Here is a 19,786-nt window from a genome sequence, read left to right as displayed (position 1 = left end):
CGGCGAGGTCAAGCCTTTGCGTGTTCTGTTAGGCGGCGCATCACCGTCTCTAATGGTCCGTGCTTGAATTTACTGAACCAAAGCAGGGCAAATAGTGACGACAAGACACAGAAGTACAGTGCGTACATCGCGATTTGCGGCGCGCTCAGCGATCCGTTTAGCAGTCCGAGTTCTTCCAGCAGCCCCATTCCAATCAGGATATGGGCCAAAAAAACGTCAGGCTTTGTCGTCCCGGCGCGGTCAGAAACGTCGCGATCCCACTCCGCTCGATCATTGGCCAGAGCTTCAATAACAACCCGATCACCATACAGGCGGTCCCAGTCCCCGCCATTATGTAGAATGGGCCGGGCGGGATCGACTCGGTCCCCAAATAGGCCGCCAATTCCGGGTCTGATGTTAACATCTGCGGAAACAGAGCCAGCACCGCTGCGCCAAAGCCCCACATGATCAACCGATGCTGAATGCAAAGGATATGAATGTCAGACCGCCCGATCGCCATTCCGATCAATAGGAATGCTGCCCATGGCAAGACCGGATGCCAGCCGTTGAAAATTGCGTTGCGAAAAAATCCGGGCAAGCTCCAGAGATCGGTATACACCAGCGTTTCCCAATCCCAGCCCTGATCATAGTTGAAGATCAGGTTGGCGAATACTGCGAGGATCAGGATTCCCAACGCTCCCAGCCACAGCCCGCGTTTCGAAGCCGTCAGAAACGCGGCACCGACTACAAAGTAAAGCGCATAGAAATGCAGGATATCGGCGTCGAATATGGTCATATTTATGAGACCGATCACAAACAGAAACGCAGCTCTGCGTAGCAATAATCCTGCTGAGATACGTGACAATCCGATACCAATCCCGGCGAGAACTACGAATAAAGCAGCTGCGCGCCCTTCCAGCGCATCAATCAAAACAGAGGCCCAATCAGTGCCCGGAGCGACTTCGGCTGCGATACGGAAGTTAACCAACACCATACCGCAAAAGGCTAAGAAGCGGGCAGCATCCAGCGCGTCCAAACGTTTCATAACGCCTCTCTATGCTCGGGTTGGGTTGGCTAAGTGTATGCCTTTTCGTCGATAATTGGCTTCAACATGGCGTGGCATCAGGGCAATTCAACTGCCGCTATCTCAAACGCCAGGGGTTCTTGCATTGCGGCAGCAGATTTAAGATTGGATGAAGCTTGGCTCATGCATCTTGAAACGCGCTTAAGACTTCCCACACTCGCAGTGCGACCAAAGGAGGGGGCAATGGTTCAAACACAACATGCAGATACTAAGGCAGGTTCCAGCCACTTTGGCGTTGAGCGCGTAAAAAACATTCTGGTTGGGCTGCTGCTGACCGGTGCGATCATCTATGCAGGCATCGTCGGTTACATGTTTCTTAACCAGCAATCCCTGCTTTACAAACCCGATGGTGAATTGCCCGACCCGTCCAGCGTTGGATTGGCAGATGTTGAGATGCAATCGGTCCCGATGACCGATGGCACAGTGCTGACAGTCTGGGTCGCGCCGGCTGCGGTTCCCGATGCACCGACAGTCCTGTTTTTCCACGGCCAAAGCGGCAATCTGGGTGATCGCGCTGATCGTTTGCGCGAAATTCTCAACTCAGGCTATGGCTTGCTGGCCCCCAGCTATCGTGGCTTTCCGGGCAGCGAGGGTGAGCCTACGGAACTGGCGCTGATCTCTGATGGCGTGCAACTTTTTGACCGACTGACCGGAAAGGGTGAAGCCGTTGTTTTGCACGGACAAAGCCTCGGCACCGGCATCGCGGCCGCCGTTGCTGCCGAGCGCCCCGAGGCGGAATTGCTTGTGCTCGAAGCCCCATTCACTGCAACCGTCGATGTCGCTGAGGAACGCTATCCGTTTCTTCCTGTCTCTGTCCTGATGAAGGATCAGTTTGCCACCCGCGACCTGATCGAACAGATCTCGGTGCCGACGTTGATCTTTCACGGCACCGAGGATGAAACCATCCCGCTGCACCACGGACAGGCTTTGGCCGAGATGTCTGATATCGCGCAGCTTTACGTGATCCCGGACGGAACCCACAACGATCTGTGGTCATATGGCCTGTGGGACGAGGTGCAAAAGAACCTGTCTCAGAACTGAGATCACAGGACCCGCCCAGCCACCGCATCCAGCTTGACCAACAAGGCCGGGTCACGCTTTTCTGGCGCAGTCAGGATGGCATATTCCAGCGCCCGGTCGCAGCCATGAGGGCAGGGTGCGCGCTCTGCCCCCAGCACAGCGGGCAGACCTTTGACCAATGCTCGGCCTTTTTCCGCATTACCGGTCAGCGTGGCGATGATTGCGGTTACGTCGACCTCGCCGTGGTCCGGGTGCCAGCTGTCATAATCGGTGACCATGGCGATCGAGGCATAACAAAGCTCGGCCTCGCGGGCGAGTTTCGCTTCCGGCATATTGGTCATGCCGATCACATCACAGCCCCAGTGCTCGCGGTACATCTTGGATTCCGCCAACGAAGAAAACTGCGGCCCTTCCATCGCCAGATAAGTGCCGCCCCGGTGGATCGTGATGCCTGCCGTCTTGCCGGCGGTCTCGCAAGCGTCCGATAGGCGTGGGCAGGTTGGATGGGCAACGCTCACATGAGCAACGCAGCCGGTTCCGAAAAAGCTCTTTTCGCGGGCAAATGTCCGGTCGATGAACTGATCCACGATCACGAAATCACCCGGCGCCATATGTTCGCGGAATGACCCGCAGGCCGAAACCGAAATCACATCCGTTACGCCCAGCCGCTTCAACGCGTCGATATTGGCGCGATAGGGCACTTCGGTCGGTGAATGCACATGACCGCGCCCATGACGCGGTAGAAAGGCCATCTCAATACCGTCCAGTGACCCGGTCAGAATCTGATCTGAGGGATCGCCCCATGGTGTCTCCACAGTGACCCATTCGGCATTTTCCAGACCATCGATGTCATAGATACCCGATCCTCCGATGACGGCGATTTTTGTTTGGGTCACGTTTGCTCTCCGTTGAAAATATCTTCTTGGTGAGTTCTGCGGGCCACGGCCTCTTTTGACAAGTAGGTTCAACGGTTTGTGTGCACCTGCGTCAAGCTATGCGCCGGGCGCATATCAGGGTCCCGCTTAGCGCAGTATCTCGAGGCTGGTTTGACCGCTAGAAGGCCCCTTTCGCGCGAACAAAACCGACCAACAGGACCGATCCATGCCCCGAGCCATGCTGGCAAGCTTTGCCAATCGTATAGCCAAACCCGATTTGCGCTGGGTCCCGGACGAAGGGCTAACCTTTTCCCGCCTGCGGATCGAGCTTTTGTCTGGCCTCACCGTCGCTTTGGCTCTGGTCCCCGAAGCTGTGGCCTTTGCCTTTGTTGCGGGGGTGCACCCTCTGGTCGGATTGTACGCGGCATTTCTGGTTGGTCTGATCACCGCGCTGATCGGTGGCCGTCCGGGCATGATTTCGGGCGCAACCGGGGCACTAGCGGTTGTCATGGTCGCACTGGTCGCGCAGCACGGGGTCGAATACCTGTTCGCAACGGTGGTGCTGATGGGGATCATGCAGATTATCGCAGGAGCAATGCACTGGGGCCGGTTTATCCGCCTAGTGCCGCATCCGGTCATGCTGGGCTTTGTGAACGGTCTGGCGATTGTGATCTTTCTGGCGCAGCTGGGCCAGTTCAAAGTACCTGGCACCATGGAAAACACCGGCCACGGAATGAGTGGTGGTGAGTGGTTGTCAGGCCTGCAGCTTTATACAATGCTTGGCTTGGTCGGACTGACCATGGCGGTGATCTGGGTCATGCCCCGCATCACTCGCATCATCCCTGCACCGTTGGCCGGGATCGTAGTCGTCGCTGCGCTAGTAATCGGCATTGGGCTGGACGTCCCGCGCGTCGGCGATCTGGCATCGATCGAAGGCGGTTTGCCTAAATTACATATCCCGATGGTTCCACTAAACTGGGAAACCTTTGAAATCATCCTGCCCTATGCGCTGATCCTTGCGGCAATCGGCCTGATCGAATCTCTGCTGACACTGAACCTTGTGGGTGAAATCACCGGCAAACGCGGCGGTGCTTCGCAGGAGTGCATCGCGCAAGGAACCGCCAACGTGGTCACCGGCTTTTTTGGCGGTATGGGCGGCTGTGCCATGATCGGCCAGTCGATGATCAACGTGAAATCCGGTGGGCGTACGCGTATCGCAGGCATCGCCGCGGCGCTGTTCCTGTTACTGTTTATCCTCGTCGGCTCTCGGTTGATCGAACAAATACCGCTCGCAGCGCTGGTAGGTGTGATGTTCATGGTGGTGATCGGCACCTTCGCCTGGAACTCGCTGAAGATCATGCGCAAGGTGCCTTTGATGGACGCGTTCGTGATCGTACTGGTGACAGTCGTGACCGTAATGGAGGACCTTGCGGTGGCTGTTGTGGTCGGGGTGATCGTCTCGGCATTGGCATACGCTTGGAATAACGCGAAACGCATCCATGCGGTCACGCGCGACTCGGAAACGGAAGAGGGTGCGAAGGTCTATGAGATCCAGGGCCCGCTGTTCTTTGGCTCGTCCGAAGGATTCGTGGAACTGTTCGAGGTACATAACGACCCCGAGACCGTCATTATCGACTTTGCAGCCAGCCGCGTGGTGGATCAATCCGCGCTGCAGGCCATCGAGAATATCGCTTCAAAATATGAGGCGGCGGGCAAGCGGGTTATGCTGCGGCATCTCAGCCGCGACTGTCACACGCTACTGAACAAGGCCGGCCACCTGATGGTCGATAGCGATGATGACCCGGATTACGAGCTGGCTGTCGATTATTCGGTTCGGACCGGAATTCTAGGTGGGCACTGAATACTGGGAAAGGCGGCCTGATTGGCCGCCTTATTTCTGCAAAGCGATCTGCTCCAATGCGTTGATATCACCCGAGAGCAGCGCTTCTTCGGCCTGTGCGATGGTATCAGCGGGCCAATCCCACCAGCGCAATGCTTGCAACCGCTCGATCACATGGCGATCAAAACGGTAGCGTCGGATTTCCGCTGGATTACCGGTAACAACCGCATAGGGTGGAACCTCACCGCGCACGATCGAGCCTGCGCCGATGATTGCGCCATTTCCGATCCGTGCGCCGGGCAGGATCAGCGCCCCGAAACCGATCCAGACATCGTGCCCAATAACCGTGTCACGTGTGTCAGGCTGGTAGCCTGTCATGCGATCCGGATTGAAGATCGGAAACGGAAAGCAGGTCAACCCATCGGTCGCGTGGTTTGCTGAAGCGGTGATAAACCTTACCCCATGAGCGATCTGGCAGAACTTGCCGAGCACCAGTTTTTCTTCCGAAAAGGGAAACAGATACGGTGCAAGCCGCTGCGCCCAGTCCTGCGGCGCATCAAAATCTGAAGCATACGTGTAAGCTCCGGCCTCGAACCGGGGATGATCGACGGCCTGAGATAAGAATACCGTTCCCTTGTGGCTAGATCCGTCGGGTAGAGAGATCGGATATCTGCGAAGTGGATCGGGCAGCGGCATCAGTCATCCGGTCGTGAAAGGCTGAACAATTCTGTCACTACAGAATAGTCCCGATATCCCAGCCGCGCGAGGGGATTGAACGAGGTCACGTCAAACTTGCCATCGCGAATATGGTCGTCCTGCAGATGAATGCCGGTGACCTCTCCGAATACCACTCGATTTGCCTCACCCGGTAGGGTCACGATCCGCGTCAGTTTGCATTCCAGCGCTGCGGGCGCGCCTGCGACCCGCGAGCAGGCGATCGTTTCGCATTCAATCGGGGTCAGCCCGGCATGGGCGAATTCGTCAATGTGCTTTGCCAGACCTTCCGAGCTGGCATTCATCGCGTCACGATGCGCATGGGCCACGACGTTCACGCAGAACACGCCGGTTGCCTCGATATTGGCGATGCTGTCCTTGCCGCCGTCCTGATCGTGCTTTGTGCCCGTTGTGGCAAACATCACCTGAGGCGGCGTGTAGGCGACGCCGTTAAAGAAGGAATAGGGGGCCAGATTGTTAATTCCATCCGCATCGCGCGTTGAAATCCAGCCAATCGGGCGCGGCGTGATGATTGCGTTGAAGGGATTGTGCGGCAGGCCGTGGCCGTCTTCGGGGCGATAGAACATAAGATCTCCAAGCGTTTGCCCAAGGCGTATCGAAGTGCTAGGGCGAATTCCAGCAAGGAAAAGAGGGCGCGCGTGCAGCAATTCATAATCAGGCCGGAAGAGCCAGAGGACTGGTGGGAGGTTGAGGCACTATATGACCTGTGCTTTGCACCGGGGCGTGAGGCACTGTCGTCCTATCGGCTGCGCGATGACGTGCCTCCGGTTGCCGGGCTATCGCAGGTTGCGCGTGATGGGCAGGGTATTCTGGCGGGTGCGATCCGGTTTTGGCCCGTGCACATAGAGGATCACGACGCATTGCTGCTAGGTCCGGTGGCCGTGCATCCAACCCATCAAGGTGAGGGGTTGGGCGGCTATCTGATCCACCAGGGCGTTGAAGCCGGGCGCGCCAAAGGCTGGGATCGTGTCATGTTGGTGGGTGATGCGCCCTATTATGCGCGATTTGGTTTCAATCGGCTCACCGGTGTTGAGATGCCCCCACCCACCAACCCAGATCGCGTGCTTGGGTTAGAGCTAATTCCTGGAGTTTGGTCTGGAATCCAAGGAGTTGTCACCCGCTGGACGCGCTGACCCATTGAAAACCCGCCGCAAAGTGCCGATGTTTTCAGAACAGGAGGGCACAGATGCAGGACGTTGTTCTTGTCGAAAAACTCGATCCCGAGGCCGAACTTGACCGGCTGGCGCAACTTTATGGATCGGCAGGTGGTGCGGGGGTAAACCTGTTGAACAAATTGGGCGGGTCTGCAGAATCCCTGCTGGATCAGCTGCCAAAACCAGTGCGGGAAGGACTGACCGAAGCAACCGAACAGGCGCTTTGGCTGGCCATGCATGCCGCCGAAGGCACGCGCCGGGCGGTGCCGGATCAGAAACCTTGGGTCAATACGGCGCTGACTACCGCCATGGGCGCAGCCGGAGGCCTGGGCGGCGTGTCAACAGCTTTGGTTGAACTGCCCGCGACCACAGCAATGATGCTACGTGCCATCCAAGGCGCGGCAGCACGCGAAGGGTTCGATCCGAAGGCTGAAAACGTGAAATTCGACTCGATCCGGGTGCTGTCAGCCGCAGGGCCGCTGGCCGAGGATGATGGGGCTGATCTGGGCTTTTTCTCGATGCGTCTGACCCTGACGGGGCCAACCATGCAGCGCCTGATTGCGCTGGTTGCTCCGCGATTGTCGGTCGTGCTGGGCCAGAAGCTCGCGGCGCAGTCCGTACCGCTGCTTGGTGCGCTTGCCGGGGGTGGCACGAACTTTATTTATACCCGCTACTATCAGCAGATCGCGCAGGTGCATTTCGGGCTCCGTCGATTGGCAATTGACGCCGACATCCCTCATGACGAGTTGGTGCGCCGATTGTCGGGACGGATGGACCTTAGGCAAGGAACTTTCCCGTAATGCTTGGCAGATTCCACCAGATATGATAAATATCACTTTATAAACCGCAACATAAGCGGAGCGAGCAGTAGGTATGAACCGTGTTTGACGGGCGCAGTGGCGTGGCTAGCAGGCTTTCGGCAGAGGGGCTTTCTCTGTCCGGGGCGCTGCCTGTGTTTACCCAATCTGCTGCACTTTGTTATCGCATCAAATGTGGTGCGCCTGAAATTTTGTTGATCACGACCCGTCGGGCGCAACGCTGGATCATTCCAAAAGGGTGGCTCATCAACGGGCTATCTGCGCCAGAAACTGCCGCGCGGGAGGCCTGGGAAGAGGCGGGCGTGCTTGGAAAATGTGGAACTGAAAGTCTGGGCCGATTTGCATACGTAAAGAAGCGATCTAACAATGCCTCTGCGTTGTGTCTGGTTGATGTTTTTCCGCTGTATGTACAGCAAATGGAAACTCGTTTCCCCGAAGCCGGTAAACGCAGAAGGAAGTGGTATTCGCCTGAAAAAGCATCGGCGAAGGTGTCATCCCCTGAGCTTGCTGCACTTTTGGACGGATTCGGCGGCCATTCGCACTAGTGGGTCAAGATCAAGACTTGATATTGCCATGTTGGTCGGTATCTATTCGCCAACCGTAAACTGGAAACACCATGATTCAATACGCATTGAAATGTAGCCAAGGCCACAGCTTTGATAGCTGGTTCCAATCAGCCGCTGCGTTTGACAAGTTGGCAAACACCGGGTTGGTCACCTGCGCCGTTTGTGGTTGCGATCAGGTGGAAAAGGCGATCATGACACCGCGGGTTCGGCCTGCACGAGATACCGTTGCCAATACAACTCCGGCGCCGACGCCAGCGCCAACAGATGAGATCAATATGGCAAAACCTTCGCCCGAGATCCAAGAAGTGTTGAGCGAACTGCGTCGCAAGGTCGAAGAAAACTCTGACTATGTAGGCAAGGATTTCGCCAGCGAGGCGCGCAAAATACATTTGGGTGATGCGCCCGAGCGCGCCATCTATGGTGAGGCACAGCCCGAAGAGGCGCAGTCACTGATTGAAGATGGCGTGCCCGTCGCGCCACTGCCGTTTGTCCCCAGCCGTAAGACCAACTGACCAATGCATATCGTTATTACTGGCGCGAACCGGGGGATCGGAAAAACCCTGGCGGATCAATACCGTGCCGCAGGCCAAGATGTGATAGGGACGTCGCGAGACGGTAGTGCCGACATCGTATTAGATGTCACAGATCCGGCCCATCACGCGGCGATGGCCGAGCAATTACAAGGTCGCCCGATCGATCTTCTGATCTGCAATGCGGGTGTGTATTTGGATAAAGGTCACGACCTTAACGGTTATCCCGCTGAGATGTGGGCGCAGAGCTTCGCCACCAATGTGACCGGCGTGTTCCTGACTATTCAATCACTATTGCCGAACCTGCGTGCGGGGCGGGGACGAATTGCGATTGTCTCTTCTCAGATGGCATCACATACGCGCGCACCCGGTGGCAGCTATATCTATCGCGCTTCAAAAGCAGCGGTTCTGAATCTGGGTCGCAACCTTGCGTCGGATCTACAGGCAGATGGAATTGCGGTCGGAATCTATCATCCGGGTTGGGTGCAGACCGATATGGGCGGAACCAGCGCAGAGATCAGCGTAGATCAAGCGGCGGATGGCCTGATCGAGCGCTTTGCGGCGCTTTCGCTCGACACCACCGGTTGTTTTGAAACATGGGACGGTCGCGCACACCCTTACTGAGTGTTCAAGGCCGCTTTGGGGAGTTCATAGACTTCTCCGGGCTCGATGAAAATTACCATAATGTCGCCGCGTGTTTCATATGTCAGATTCGATGTCGAACTGCTGGAATCAGGCACGCCCTTGGTAAAATAGATCCGCCGCACCTCGCCGGTGTTCAACTGTACCGCCAGCGTCGCGGTCCCATCTTCACGCTTGCGCAATTCGGCAGGACAGCTGGCCAGTGTGTCACCCGCCAAAGCCGCGCAAGGTACCGTGCCCAGTGAATTCTCACCGTCCGTTCCCGACAGGGTGGCCACTTGGGCATTGGCAGCGGTTGAGATCAGAGTCAGGGCAAGGGCAAAGCGGAACATGGAAATCCTCTTGGAATAAGATGTTGATGGAACGCTTACATCACGTGCGATCAAAGTAAAGCACTGCTGCGCAGACTTTGCCCACTTGCCCTTACGCCCCCCCTCGCATAAGACGCACGGGATCAGAAATTCAAGGCGCGGAGACTTTGGCCTCATGCCCGTACTCGTGATGAAATTCGGCGGCACGTCGGTCGCCAATCTGGACCGGATCCGCCGCGCTGCAAAACGGGTCGGTGTCGAGGTCGCCAAGGGCTATGACGTGATCGTCATCGTTTCGGCCATGTCGGGTAAAACCAACGAGCTGGTAGGTTGGGTCGATGAAATCTCGCCCCTCTATGATGCGCGAGAATACGATGCCGTTGTCTCTTCGGGTGAAAATGTTACCGCAGGCCTGATGGCGTTGACGCTGCAAGAAATGGAAATCCCGGCGCGCAGTTGGCAGGGCTGGCAGGTGCCTCTGATCACGAACGGCGCCCATTCGGCTGCCCGGATCGAAGAGATCCCGCCGGAGAACATTACTCAGAAGTTTGACGAAGGCATGCGTGTTGCGGTGGTGGCAGGCTTTCAGGGCATCAGCCCCGAAGGACGGATCACCACATTGGGCCGCGGTGGGTCTGATACCACCGCCGTGGCATTCGCTGCAGCGTTCGACGCCGAGCGCTGTGATATCTACACAGATGTGGACGGCGTCTACACCACCGACCCGCGCATCTGCGAGAAAGCGCGCAAGCTGGATCGGATCTCGTTTGAGGAAATGCTCGAACTGGCCTCTCTTGGGGCCAAGGTGCTGCAGACCCGCTCGGTCGAGCTGGCGATGCGCTACAAGGTGAAACTGCGCGTTCTCTCAAGCTTTGAGGAACAATCCGACGAGGCTGGTACGCTGGTCGTCGACGAGGAGGAAATCATGGAATCCAATGTAGTCTCGGGCGTGGCCTATTCACGGGATGAGGCAAAGATGACCGTTGTCTCGGTTGCCGACCGTCCCGGAATTGCCTCGATCATCTTCACCGCACTCAGCGATGAAGGCATCAACGTTGACATGATCGTCCAGAACATCTCGGACGAAGGGCGTACCGACATGACGTTCTCCTGCCCGACCAATCAGGTTGCGCGGGCCGAAAAGGCCCTGCTGGCGATCAAGGAACAGGGTGAGCTGAACTATGCCGAACTGGTTGCTGACGAAGATGTCTGCAAGGTGTCGGTTGTGGGGATCGGCATGCGCTCGCAATCCGGTGTTGCGGCCAAGATGTTCAAGATTCTCTCGGATGAGGGGATCAACATAAAGGTCATTACAACCTCCGAGATAAAAATTTCCGTCCTGATCGACAGGAAATACATGGAACTTGCGGTTCAGGCACTGCATGATGCCTTTGAACTGGACAAGGCGGCCTGAGTTTTCAGCCACGTGTCCCGTCTGAAACCGTAACGTGGGTGGGCCATGGCGGAAGGCACGGAAACAGAATCTCGCAAGCTGCTGGGGCGGCTGCGCGAAGAAATGGCCAGCGAGGCCGCCGGTCAGGAACGTCTTGACCGGATCACGCATCTGATCGCAGACAGTACCGAACGCGAAGTGTGCTCGATCTATCTGTTCCGCGATGAAGACACGCTGGAGCTTTGCGCCACAGAAGGTTTATCACCCGAAGCCGTGCACCAGACCCGGATGCGCATGGGTGAGGGGCTGGTTGGACGCGTCGCCAAATACGGCAAGGTGGTCAATACCGCCGATGCGCCGTCAGCCAAGGGGTTTCGGTACATGCCGGAAACCGGCGAGGAACGGTATTCGTCGTTCCTGGGTGTTCCGGTGCAGCGTCTGGGGCAGAAGCTTGGCGTACTGGTTGTGCAGTCACGGGACGCGCGTGAGTTTTCAGCGGATGAGGTCTATGCGCTGGAAGTGGTCGCGATGGTTCTGGCTGAAATGGCCGAACTGGGCGCATTCGTGGGCGAAGGCGCAGCCTTGTCACCGCTTCATCAGCAGTCGGTGCAATTGAATGGGGGACCTGCGCAGGAAGGGTCTGCTGAAGGTCATGTCTGGCTGCACGAGCCACGCGTCGTAGTCACCAACCCAATCGCCGAAGATCCGCATCGTGAGCGCGAGCGGCTGAGCGAAGCTGTTGAAGAGCTACGCGTTGGCGTCGACAAGATGCTCGAGATTTCTCAGGGTGGCGACAAGGAGCAGTTGCAGGTTCTGGAAGCTTACCGGATGTTTGCCAACTCCAAGGGCTGGATGCGCCGGATGGAGGAAGACATCGCCCTTGGCCTCAGCGCCGAGGCGGCGGTCGAGAAAGAGCAATCCCAGGCCCGCGCCCGCATGGGGCAGGTCACTGATCCGTACTTGCGTGAACGGTTGGCGGATCTGGACGATCTCAGCAACCGGTTACTGCGGATTCTGACCGGTCAGGGCAATGGCAACGGGGCTGATCTACCGCCCGATCCGATCCTGATCGCCCGTAACATCGGCCCTGGAGACTTGCTGGAATATGGCCGATCGCTCAAAGGCATCGTGTTGGAAGAAGGCTCGGTTGGCAGCCATGCAACCATCGTGGCACGCGCTCTGGCAATCCCGCTGGTGGTGCATGTGGGCCGTATCACAACCGAAGCACTGAATGGTGATCACATTCTGGTTGATGGGGATAGCGGCGTCGTGCATCTGCGCCCCGAAGACACCGTGGTCAGTGCCTTCCGCGACAAGATCGCGATGGAAGCCAAGGCGCAGGAACGCTACGCGTCGATCCGCGAAACGCCGACAGTGACGCAGGATGGTGCGCGTATCAACATGGTGATGAACGCGGGTTTGATGGCTGATTTGCCATCACTGAATAACTCGGGTGCCGAAGGCGTGGGTCTGTTCCGCACCGAGCTGCAATTCCTGATCCGCAATCAGATGCCGAAACGATCCGAGCTTGTAACGCAATACAAACGGGTCCTGGATGCGGCGGGCGAAAAGCGAGTGGTGTTCCGAACACTGGATATCGGGTCGGACAAAGTTCTGCCCTACATGAAGCACGTGGAAGAACCGAATCCGGCGCTGGGCTGGCGCGCGATTCGCGTCGGACTGGACAAACGCGGCGTGATGCGGATGCAGCTACAGGCGCTGATCCGTGCCGCCGATGGGCGACCCCTGACGGTCATGTTCCCGTTTGTCGCGCAGGCAGATGAATTCAGGGAAGCGCGCTGGGAGGTCAAGAAAACCATCGAACGTGAACGTCGGCTGGGTCACGTTTTGCCCGAAACACTCGAGGTTGGGGCGATGCTGGAAACGCCCTCGCTCGCCTTTGCGCCACAGAAGTTCTTTGACGAGGTGGGCTTTATCTCGATCGGTGGCAACGACTTGAAACAATTCTTCTTCGCCGCCGACCGCGAGAATGAGCTGGTGCGTCGTCGTTATGATACGTTGAATGTCAGCTTTCTGAGTTTTATCGAACGTATTGTGGAACGATGCGCGATTTCCGAAACTCCGCTTAGCTTCTGTGGTGAAGATGCCGGTCGCCCGGTCGAGGCGCTGTGCCTCGCTGCGATGGGTATTCGGACGCTGTCGATGCGCCCCGCTTCAATCGGGCCGGTCAAAAGCCTGATGCTGCGATCGAACCTTCAGGAAGTGCGCAAGATTATCGCCGATGCCCGCCATCGCGGCGAACAATCCGTGCGACCTGCGGTGATGGATTGGCTGCGAACACAATCCTGACCGGCCTTCTGCGATGTTGATTGTAAATCCGAGCTTGATTTTTGCGTTCGGGTTTCTTATTCAGCCGATGAATGTTAGCGATAACATTAATTATGACGCACATGCGTTTAGTCCCGGGCTGAATCCTTGCCTAATCTGGCGGGGAAGTCGAAAGGAGCCTTGCAATGGTCTCACGCGTAATTCCGGTTGATCCGTTCGACCTTGTTTTGTTCGGTGCGACGGGCGATCTGGCGCAACGCAAGATCCTGCCGGGCCTGTATCACCGGTTCGAGGTCGGCCAGATGCCGGAGGATGCGCGCATCATCGGAACCGCCCGATCCGACATGGACAGCGATGGCTTCCGCGAACAGCTGCGTGCTTCGATGCAAGAGTTTGCGCCAGGATTCAAAAAAGACACGCTTGATCGCTTTCTGTCTCGCGTCGAGTACGTTCCGGTAGATGCGCTGGGTGACGCAGGTTGGTCCGATTTGGCCAAGGCGCTGCGTCCGGATGTGGTTCGCGCATTTTACCTGTCCGTGGGCCCCAGTCTCTTCTCAGGTATCGCACAACGGCTAAACGATAACGGGTTGGCCACGCCGGACAGCCGTATCGTGGTCGAGAAACCTTTTGGTCACGATCTGGCATCAGCCAAAGCGTTGAATGAGGGCCTGCGCGCCTGTTTCGAAGAGCATCAGATTTACCGGATCGACCACTATTTGGGCAAAGAAACCGTGCAGAACCTGATGGCTTTGCGCTTTGCCAATTCCCTGTTCGAACCGCTCTGGAACGCCACCCATGTGGACCATGTTCAGATCACCGTGGCCGAGACCGTGGGCGTCGAAGGGCGCGGCGCTTATTACGATCAGTCCGGTGCAATGCGGGACATGATTCAGAACCATCTGGTTCAATTGCTGTGCCTGACAGCGATGGAACCGCCTTCGAAATTCTCACCCAACGCGGTGCGCGATGAGAAGGTCAAAGTGATCGAAGCGCTGGAGCCGGTGGAACCCAAGGATATCGCTCGTGGTCAGTATCGCACCGAAAAAGGGGGCGATGGCTATCTGGATCACGTCGGCAACCCCGCCAGCCGTACCGAAAGCTTCATTGCGCTGAAGGCGCATATCGGCAACTGGCGCTGGGCCGGAGTGCCATTCTATCTGCGCACGGGTAAACGGTTGCGGGCACGCGAATCCGAGATCGCGGTGTTCTTCCGCGATCCTCCGCACACGATCTTCCCGAATGTCGGCCCGCTGCATGGCAACGTGCTGGTGATCCGCCTGCAACCGGACGAAGGCATCACTCTGCGCACGACGATTAAGGAACCGGGGCAGGGCGGTTTCCGCCTGTCAGACGTTGCGCTCGACATGAGCTTCGCGGACGCTTTGGGCGATGATGGCCAATCCCCGGACGCCTATGAACGCTTGATCATGGATGTGATCCGGGGTGATCAGACTTTGTTCATGCGTGGGGACGAAGCCGAAGCCGCCTGGGCCTGGGTCGATCCGATCATTCGCGGCTGGGAAGATCGTGGAGACAAGCCTGCGAAATACGATCAGGGCAGTTCCGGCCCCGAGGAAGCACTGATGCTGATGCATCGCGATGGGCGCCGCTGGCGTCAGATCGGAGGGTAATCATGGTCAACACAGTTATATCCGACGTCACCAAACGCATCATCGACCGCAGCGCAGATCTGCGCGGGCCGCATCTGGAACGGATGGAGCAGGCCAGATCCAAAGGTCCAGCCCGCGCGCACCTGTCCTGCAGCGGTCAGGCCCATGCCTATGCAGGCGCGGGTGAAGATCAGAACTCAATGGCCACCGGCACAGCCGGAAATCTGGGTATCGTCACGGCCTACAATGACATGCTGTCCGCGCACCAGCCGTTCGAGCGCTATCCCGCCCTGATCCGCGATGCGATACGCGCCTCAGGCGGCACCGCTCAAGTTGCAGGTGGCGTACCCGCTATGTGCGACGGCGTCACCCAAGGCGAGGCGGGGATGGAACTGTCACTGTTCTCGCGCGACGTGATCGCGCTGGCAACGGGTGTGGCGCTGAGCCACAACACCTACGATGCGGCGGTGTTCCTCGGAGTCTGTGATAAGATCGTGCCCGGTCTGATCATCGGCGCGCAGGCGTTCGGCCACCTGCCAGCCGTCTTCCTGCCCGCCGGCCCGATGACCAGCGGTTTGCCTAACGACGAAAAAGCCAAGGTCCGCCAGAAATTCGCCGCCGGAGAAGTAGGCCGCGAAGAGCTCATGAAAGCGGAAATGGCCGCCTATCACGGCCCTGGAACCTGTACGTTTTACGGCACCGCGAACACCAACCAGATGCTGATGGAGTTCATGGGCCTGCACCTGCCGGGCTCCAGCTTTATCAACCCCAACACGCCCCTGCGCGATGCGCTGACCGAAGAAGGTGCGCGCCGCGCCCTTTCCCTCAGTGCGTTGGGCAATCACTACACGCCCGTCTGCCAGATCCTTGATGAGCGTGCTTTTGTCAATGGCATCGTTGGCCTGATGGCCACCGGCGGTTCCACCAACCTACTGATCCACCTGATCGCCATGGCGCGTGCCGGTGGTATCGTGCTGGATTGGGAGGATTTTTCGGACATCTCCGCCGTCGTGCCTTTGGTCGCGCGAGTCTATCCCAACGGTCTGGCGGATGTGAACCATTTCCATGCCGCTGGTGGGTTGGGATTTGCCATCGGTACTCTGTTGGAAGACGGCCTTCTACACCCCGACACGCTCACCGTCGCCGGTCAGGGCCTGCACAACTACACCAAGGAACCTAAGCTGAAGGACGGCGAATTGATCTGGGAAGACGGCGCGGGCCACAGTCTGAACGAAAAGATCGTCCGCCCCGCCAAAGACCCCTTTCAGGCCACCGGCGGCCTCTCTCGCCTGACCGGCAACCTGGGTACAGGCGTCATGAAGGTCTCGGCCGTGGCGCCTGAACACCAAGTGGTCGAAGCGCCCGTTCGTGTGTTCAACGATCAGAACGCCGTGAAAGAGGCTTTCAAAGCCGGTGAGTTCACCGATGACGTCATCGTCGTCGTCCGCTTCCAAGGCCCCAAGGCCAACGGTATGCCCGAGCTCCACTCTCTGACACCCATCTTGTCAATCCTGCAGGGCAGGGGACAGAAAGTGGCTCTGGTCACTGATGGCCGGATGTCCGGTGCCTCTGGCAAGGTTCCCGCTGCCATCCATGTTTGCCCCGAGGCGCTGGACGGCGGAGCCATCGCCTATCTGCAGGACGGTGATCTTTTGCGCGTCGATGCGATCAAGGGCGAGTTGGAAATCCTGACCCCCAGCGTTCTCGACCGTGCACCTGCTACTGCAGACCTCACTGCAAACCAACACGGCGTTGGCCGTGATCTCTTCGGCGCCTTCCGCCAGAATGTCGGCTCAGCCGACACCGGCGCCAGCATTTTCGGAGTGTAACCCCATGTCCAAAACTCAACGCACCCGTGAGATCTGCGCGCTGGCCCCGATCGTCCCGGTTCTGGTCGTGGATGACGCCGCCCACGCGCGCCCGTTGGCCGAAGCCTTGGTCGCCGGAGGCCTCCCGGCGCTTGAAGTCACCCTGCGCACCCCCGCCGCGCTCGACGCTATCCGCGCGATGGCCGACGTCCCTGGTGGCGTAGTAGGTGCGGGTACACTCGTCACCCCCGAAGACGTCCGCGCCGCCAAAGATGCGGGGGCGCAGTTCGGTGTCTCACCGGGCGCAACCGATGCGTTGATCGCCGCCTGCGAAGCCGAAGACCTGACCCTTTTGCCCGGCGCGGCCACCGCAAGCGAAGCTATGGCACTGCTGGAAAAGGGCTATGATATGCTGAAATTCTTCCCCGCCGAGGCCTCGGGCGGAGCGCCCGCCCTGAAAGCCATCGGCGCGCCCTTGCCGCAGATCACCTTCTGCCCAACCGGTGGCGTATCGCCGTCAAATGCCCTCGATTACCTGTCTCTATCGAATGTTGCCTGCGCCGGAGGCAGCTGGGTCGCGCCCAAACAAATGGTACAAACTGGCGACTGGGCTGGAATCGAAACACTTGCGCGCGAGGCCGCCAGTCTGGTGGATTGACGTCGCAGGGCGAAACGCTAGGGTAAGCCTCAATTCAAACAGGTTGCCCTCATGACAAACCAAATCTCCCTCGCGCAAGGGCGCGAGTATCTGGCCATCCCTGGCCCCTCGGTCATGCCAGACGCGGTGCTACAGGCGATGCACCGTCCGTCGCCCAATATCTATGACGGCGAATTGATTGAGATGATGCCCGCGCTGACGCATGACCTTAAACGCGTTGCCGGAACCCAGAACAACGTCGCCATCTACATCGCCAACGGCCACGGCACGTGGGAGGCCGCGCTCTCAAACGTGATCGCGCCCGGCGAAACCGTGCTGGCCCCGGCCTCGGGCCGCTTCACCCACGGTTGGGCCGAGATGGCCGAGGGGATCGGCGCCAAGGTCGAATTGATTGATTTCGGCATGTCCTCTCCCTGGGATCTGGAGCGCATCGCCGAAGCATTGCGCGCCGACTCCAGCCACAAAATCAAGGCCGTGCTTGCGGTTCACGTCGATACCTCCACATCGATCCGCAACGATATCCCAGCCCTGCGCGCCTTGCTCGACGACCTCGACCACCCCGCTTTGCTGATGGCCGACTGCATTGCATCCATGGGCTGCGATCGGTTCGAGATGGATGCCTGGGGTGTCGACGTCACGGTGACTGCCTGCCAAAAGGGGCTGATGACCCCGGCAGGCACCGGCTTCGTCTTCTTCAACGACAAAGCGCAAGCCAAACGCGCTTCAATGCCCCGCGTCTCGCAATATTGGGACTGGCAGCCGCGCGCGCATCCCGATCTGTTCTACCAGTATTTCAACGGCACCGCGCCAACACACCACCTCTACGGCTTGCGCGCCGCGCTTGACTTGATCCACGGCGAAGGCCTCGAACAGGTCTGGGCTCGCCATGAACACCTGGCAAAGGCCATCTGGGCCGCCTGTGAAATCTGGGCGCAAGGTGGCGCGTTGCAATTCAACGTCGCCGACCCGGCCCATCGCAGCCATGCCGTCACCGCCCTCCGCTTGACCGAGGGGCGCGGCACGCCGCTGCGCAGCTATACCGAAACCCAACTCGGCCTCACACTGGGTATCGGACTGGGAATGGACGACTGGGACGGCTGTTTCCGCCTTGGTCACATGGGCCACGTGAATGCCCAGATGGTCATGGCCATGCTGGGCGGCATGGAAACCGCAATGGCTGCGCTCGATATCCCCCGTGGCAAAGGCGCGCTCGAAGCTGCAGCCGCCGCATTGGCGGCCTAAAACCCGATCCGCCTCTTCAACTGGCTAAAATATCCTCGCGCGGAATCAGGCTTAGACGCGATGAGGGCAGACAGCCCCCTAAACAGACCGGGCCTTCGCCAAGGCCTTGGGCAAAGCAGCCTCAAAGGCCACCATCTCCCTCTCGCTCCCGCAGCTCACCCGAATGCAGCGGTTTTGGGGTGCCGCGAACGGCATGCGCACAAACACTCCCTGTTCGACCAGCGAGTCCAGAACGGCCTTAGCAAACACCCCATCGTGCCCGCAGTCAATCGCCACGAAATTTGTGGCTGATGGCAAAGGTTCCAACCCATTGGACCGTGCAATCTGCGCGATCCTGTCTCGAGCCTCGGCAATTTGATCCTGAACCTGCGCCAGCCAATCGCTGTCCTCAAGCGCGGCCAAAGCCCCGGCTTGGGCAGCCCGGTTCATACCGAAATGGTTGCGCACTTTGTTGAAGGCGGAAATCAACCCGGGCGCACCGATGGCATAGCCAACCCGAGCCCCGGCCATCCCATAGACCTTGGAAAACGTCCGCATTCGGATGACCCGCGGATCATCAGCCGCAACAGGCGCGGCGGTTCCCTCCGGGGCGCATTCTACATACGCCTCGTCCAAAACCAACAAGCAGCCTTCTGGTAACGCTTTCATCGCGGCCACGATATCCGCGCCGGAATGCCAAGTGCCCATCGGGTTGTCAGGGTTGGCCAGATAGACCAGCTTTGCGTTCACCTCTGCTGCTTTGGCAAACAACGCCTCCGGGTCCTCGTGATCGTCGCGATAGGGAATCTTGTGCAAATCCCCTCCGAACCCCGCCACATGGTAGTTGAAGGTGGGATAGGCCCCGTCCGACGTCACAACCGCATCTCCATGCCCGACCAACAGCCGAACCAGATAGCCTAGCAAGCCATCAATGCCTTCGCCGACCACGATATTCTCGGGTGCCACGCTATGATACGCGGCCAACGCGTGGCGCAATTCGTAATTCTCAGGATCGCCATACATCCATATCTCATCCGCCGCCCGCTGCATCGCCTCTATGGCGCGCGGCGAGGGGCCAAAAACGCTCTCATTTGCACCGATCCGGGCGATAAAGGGCGCGCCACGCTGACGCTCCTGCGTTTCGGGGCCGACAAATGGCACGGTTGCGGGCAGGGATTGGGCAAGCGGGGTGTAACGAGGACCGGTCATGGCGGCAGATAAGCGCAACCTCCGCAGCGGGGCAAGCCTTGCAC

Annotated in this window: 20 protein-coding genes; 13 read left to right on the top strand and 7 right to left on the bottom strand. The window is 58.6% G+C overall.

The features are described 5' to 3' along the window. Positions 1-8 precede the first annotated feature (8 nt). Together ACR0KN_RS20860 and ACR0KN_RS20855 are read right to left on the bottom strand one after the other, a co-directional pair. The gene (locus ACR0KN_RS20860) at positions 9-209 is read right to left on the bottom strand and encodes a DUF418 domain-containing protein (RefSeq protein WP_480656275.1); all 201 of its coding nucleotides are present in this window, start codon (positions 207-209) and stop codon (positions 9-11) included. Beyond that, positions 194-1,024 carry a heparan-alpha-glucosaminide N-acetyltransferase domain-containing protein gene (locus tag ACR0KN_RS20855; RefSeq protein WP_480656273.1) on the bottom strand — a complete coding sequence of 277 codons (831 nt, stop codon included), beginning with the start codon at positions 1,022-1,024 and terminating at the stop codon, positions 194-196. Before ACR0KN_RS20855 ends, ACR0KN_RS20860 begins: the two co-directional genes overlap by 16 nt. Positions 1,025-1,246: 222 nt before the next feature. On the opposite strand from ACR0KN_RS20855, the gene ACR0KN_RS20850 reads away from it, so the two are divergent. Beyond that, complete coding sequence (locus ACR0KN_RS20850) at positions 1,247-2,104, top strand: alpha/beta hydrolase (RefSeq protein WP_480656271.1); 858 nt, start codon at positions 1,247-1,249, stop codon at positions 2,102-2,104. A gap of 2 nt (positions 2,105-2,106) precedes the next feature. On the opposite strand, the gene ACR0KN_RS20845 is transcribed toward ACR0KN_RS20850, so the two are convergent. Next, positions 2,107-2,979 (bottom strand): S-methyl-5'-thioadenosine phosphorylase, encoded by an 873-nt coding sequence (locus ACR0KN_RS20845; RefSeq protein WP_480656269.1) that lies wholly within the window; start codon positions 2,977-2,979, stop codon positions 2,107-2,109. Positions 2,980-3,184: 205 nt separating this feature from the next. On the opposite strand from ACR0KN_RS20845, the gene ACR0KN_RS20840 reads away from it, so the two are divergent. Next, complete coding sequence (locus tag ACR0KN_RS20840; protein ID WP_480656267.1) at positions 3,185-4,819, top strand: SulP family inorganic anion transporter; 1,635 nt, start codon at positions 3,185-3,187, stop codon at positions 4,817-4,819. Between the two features lie 30 nt (positions 4,820-4,849). On the opposite strand, the gene ACR0KN_RS20835 is transcribed toward ACR0KN_RS20840, so the two are convergent. Both ACR0KN_RS20835 and ACR0KN_RS20830 read right to left on the bottom strand, forming a co-directional pair. Further along, on the bottom strand, positions 4,850-5,494 hold the full coding sequence (locus ACR0KN_RS20835) for a CatB-related O-acetyltransferase (protein ID WP_480656265.1): 645 nt from the start codon (positions 5,492-5,494) through the stop codon (positions 4,850-4,852). Beyond that, entirely contained in the window at positions 5,494-6,099 is a 606-nt protein-coding gene (locus tag ACR0KN_RS20830) for a flavin reductase family protein (RefSeq protein WP_480656263.1), read from the bottom strand. The genes ACR0KN_RS20835 and ACR0KN_RS20830 overlap by 1 nt, the downstream gene beginning before the upstream one ends. Positions 6,100-6,171: 72 nt before the next feature. On the opposite strand from ACR0KN_RS20830, the gene ACR0KN_RS20825 reads away from it, so the two are divergent. The 5 genes from ACR0KN_RS20825 (at position 6,172) to ACR0KN_RS20805 (ending at position 9,225) form a co-directional block, all read left to right on the top strand. Beyond that, complete coding sequence (locus ACR0KN_RS20825) at positions 6,172-6,666, top strand: GNAT family N-acetyltransferase (protein WP_480656261.1); 495 nt, start codon at positions 6,172-6,174, stop codon at positions 6,664-6,666. Between the two features lie 53 nt (positions 6,667-6,719). Next, positions 6,720-7,487 carry an EcsC family protein gene (locus ACR0KN_RS20820; protein WP_170473211.1) on the top strand — a complete coding sequence of 256 codons (768 nt, stop codon included), beginning with the start codon at positions 6,720-6,722 and terminating at the stop codon, positions 7,485-7,487. A 101-nt stretch (positions 7,488-7,588) separates the two neighbouring features. After that, complete coding sequence (locus ACR0KN_RS20815; RefSeq protein WP_260023036.1) at positions 7,589-8,050, top strand: NUDIX hydrolase; 462 nt, start codon at positions 7,589-7,591, stop codon at positions 8,048-8,050. A 71-nt stretch (positions 8,051-8,121) separates the two neighbouring features. After that, the gene (locus tag ACR0KN_RS20810; RefSeq protein WP_170779378.1) at positions 8,122-8,583 is read left to right on the top strand and encodes a DUF1178 family protein; all 462 of its coding nucleotides are present in this window, start codon (positions 8,122-8,124) and stop codon (positions 8,581-8,583) included. A 3-nt stretch (positions 8,584-8,586) separates the two neighbouring features. Then, entirely contained in the window at positions 8,587-9,225 is a 639-nt protein-coding gene (locus tag ACR0KN_RS20805; protein WP_480656258.1) for an SDR family NAD(P)-dependent oxidoreductase, read from the top strand. Here ACR0KN_RS20805 and ACR0KN_RS20800 read toward each other — a convergent pair. Beyond that, on the bottom strand, positions 9,219-9,575 hold the full coding sequence (locus tag ACR0KN_RS20800; RefSeq protein ID WP_010441693.1) for a hypothetical protein: 357 nt from the start codon (positions 9,573-9,575) through the stop codon (positions 9,219-9,221). The two genes, ACR0KN_RS20805 and ACR0KN_RS20800, sit on opposite strands and share 7 nt — an antisense overlap. 154 nt (positions 9,576-9,729) lie before the next feature. On the opposite strand from ACR0KN_RS20800, the gene ACR0KN_RS20795 reads away from it, so the two are divergent. The 6 genes from ACR0KN_RS20795 to ACR0KN_RS20770 all read left to right on the top strand — a co-directional run bounded on the left by ACR0KN_RS20795 (position 9,730) and on the right by ACR0KN_RS20770 (position 18,554). Then, the gene (locus ACR0KN_RS20795; protein ID WP_010441694.1) at positions 9,730-10,968 is read left to right on the top strand and encodes an aspartate kinase; all 1,239 of its coding nucleotides are present in this window, start codon (positions 9,730-9,732) and stop codon (positions 10,966-10,968) included. 45 nt (positions 10,969-11,013) lie between these two features. Beyond that, complete coding sequence (gene ptsP / locus ACR0KN_RS20790; RefSeq protein ID WP_480656256.1) at positions 11,014-13,257, top strand: phosphoenolpyruvate--protein phosphotransferase; 2,244 nt, start codon at positions 11,014-11,016, stop codon at positions 13,255-13,257. A 164-nt stretch (positions 13,258-13,421) separates the two neighbouring features. Continuing rightward, positions 13,422-14,867 carry a glucose-6-phosphate dehydrogenase gene (zwf, locus tag ACR0KN_RS20785; RefSeq protein ID WP_480656254.1) on the top strand — a complete coding sequence of 482 codons (1,446 nt, stop codon included), beginning with the start codon at positions 13,422-13,424 and terminating at the stop codon, positions 14,865-14,867. A gap of 2 nt (positions 14,868-14,869) precedes the next feature. Further along, positions 14,870-16,675 carry a phosphogluconate dehydratase gene (gene edd / locus ACR0KN_RS20780; RefSeq protein WP_480656252.1) on the top strand — a complete coding sequence of 602 codons (1,806 nt, stop codon included), beginning with the start codon at positions 14,870-14,872 and terminating at the stop codon, positions 16,673-16,675. A 4-nt stretch (positions 16,676-16,679) separates the two neighbouring features. Further along, positions 16,680-17,312, top strand: a complete 633-nt coding sequence (locus tag ACR0KN_RS20775; protein WP_480656250.1) for a bifunctional 4-hydroxy-2-oxoglutarate aldolase/2-dehydro-3-deoxy-phosphogluconate aldolase — start codon at positions 16,680-16,682, stop codon at positions 17,310-17,312. Between the two features lie 51 nt (positions 17,313-17,363). Beyond that, positions 17,364-18,554, top strand: a complete 1,191-nt coding sequence (locus ACR0KN_RS20770) for a pyridoxal-phosphate-dependent aminotransferase family protein (RefSeq protein WP_480656248.1) — start codon at positions 17,364-17,366, stop codon at positions 18,552-18,554. A gap of 78 nt (positions 18,555-18,632) precedes the next feature. Here ACR0KN_RS20770 and ACR0KN_RS20765 read toward each other — a convergent pair whose 3' ends face one another. Continuing rightward, complete coding sequence (locus ACR0KN_RS20765; RefSeq protein WP_480656246.1) at positions 18,633-19,742, bottom strand: pyridoxal phosphate-dependent aminotransferase; 1,110 nt, start codon at positions 19,740-19,742, stop codon at positions 18,633-18,635. Between the last annotated feature and the right edge of the window lie 44 nt (positions 19,743-19,786).

Source organism: Ruegeria sp. AP7 (genome assembly GCF_056539905.1).
Note: the sequence above shows the minus strand (reverse complement) of the source record. Positions and strands in the feature narration are given on the sequence as shown.

Excerpts from the sequence above, each read along its gene's own strand:
- ACR0KN_RS20855 (WP_480656273.1), bottom strand. The coding sequence starts at position 1,024 with ATGAAACGTTTGGACGCGCTGGATGCTGCCCGCTTCTTAGCCTTTTGC.
- ACR0KN_RS20850 (WP_480656271.1), top strand. The coding sequence starts at position 1,247 with ATGGTTCAAACACAACATGCAGATACTAAGGCAGGTTCCAGCCACTTT.
- ACR0KN_RS20840 (WP_480656267.1), top strand. The coding sequence starts at position 3,185 with ATGCCCCGAGCCATGCTGGCAAGCTTTGCCAATCGTATAGCCAAACCC.
- ACR0KN_RS20835 (WP_480656265.1), bottom strand. The coding sequence starts at position 5,494 with ATGCCGCTGCCCGATCCACTTCGCAGATATCCGATCTCTCTACCCGAC.
- ACR0KN_RS20830 (WP_480656263.1), bottom strand. The coding sequence starts at position 6,099 with ATGTTCTATCGCCCCGAAGACGGCCACGGCCTGCCGCACAATCCCTTC.
- ACR0KN_RS20820 (WP_170473211.1), top strand. The coding sequence starts at position 6,720 with ATGCAGGACGTTGTTCTTGTCGAAAAACTCGATCCCGAGGCCGAACTT.
- ACR0KN_RS20810 (WP_170779378.1), top strand. The coding sequence starts at position 8,122 with ATGATTCAATACGCATTGAAATGTAGCCAAGGCCACAGCTTTGATAGC.
- ACR0KN_RS20805 (WP_480656258.1), top strand. The coding sequence starts at position 8,587 with ATGCATATCGTTATTACTGGCGCGAACCGGGGGATCGGAAAAACCCTG.
- ACR0KN_RS20800 (WP_010441693.1), bottom strand. The coding sequence starts at position 9,575 with ATGTTCCGCTTTGCCCTTGCCCTGACTCTGATCTCAACCGCTGCCAAT.
- ACR0KN_RS20795 (WP_010441694.1), top strand. The coding sequence starts at position 9,730 with ATGCCCGTACTCGTGATGAAATTCGGCGGCACGTCGGTCGCCAATCTG.
- ptsP (WP_480656256.1), top strand. The coding sequence starts at position 11,014 with ATGGCGGAAGGCACGGAAACAGAATCTCGCAAGCTGCTGGGGCGGCTG.
- zwf (WP_480656254.1), top strand. The coding sequence starts at position 13,422 with ATGGTCTCACGCGTAATTCCGGTTGATCCGTTCGACCTTGTTTTGTTC.
- edd (WP_480656252.1), top strand. The coding sequence starts at position 14,870 with ATGGTCAACACAGTTATATCCGACGTCACCAAACGCATCATCGACCGC.
- ACR0KN_RS20775 (WP_480656250.1), top strand. The coding sequence starts at position 16,680 with ATGTCCAAAACTCAACGCACCCGTGAGATCTGCGCGCTGGCCCCGATC.
- ACR0KN_RS20770 (WP_480656248.1), top strand. The coding sequence starts at position 17,364 with ATGACAAACCAAATCTCCCTCGCGCAAGGGCGCGAGTATCTGGCCATC.
- ACR0KN_RS20765 (WP_480656246.1), bottom strand. The coding sequence starts at position 19,742 with ATGACCGGTCCTCGTTACACCCCGCTTGCCCAATCCCTGCCCGCAACC.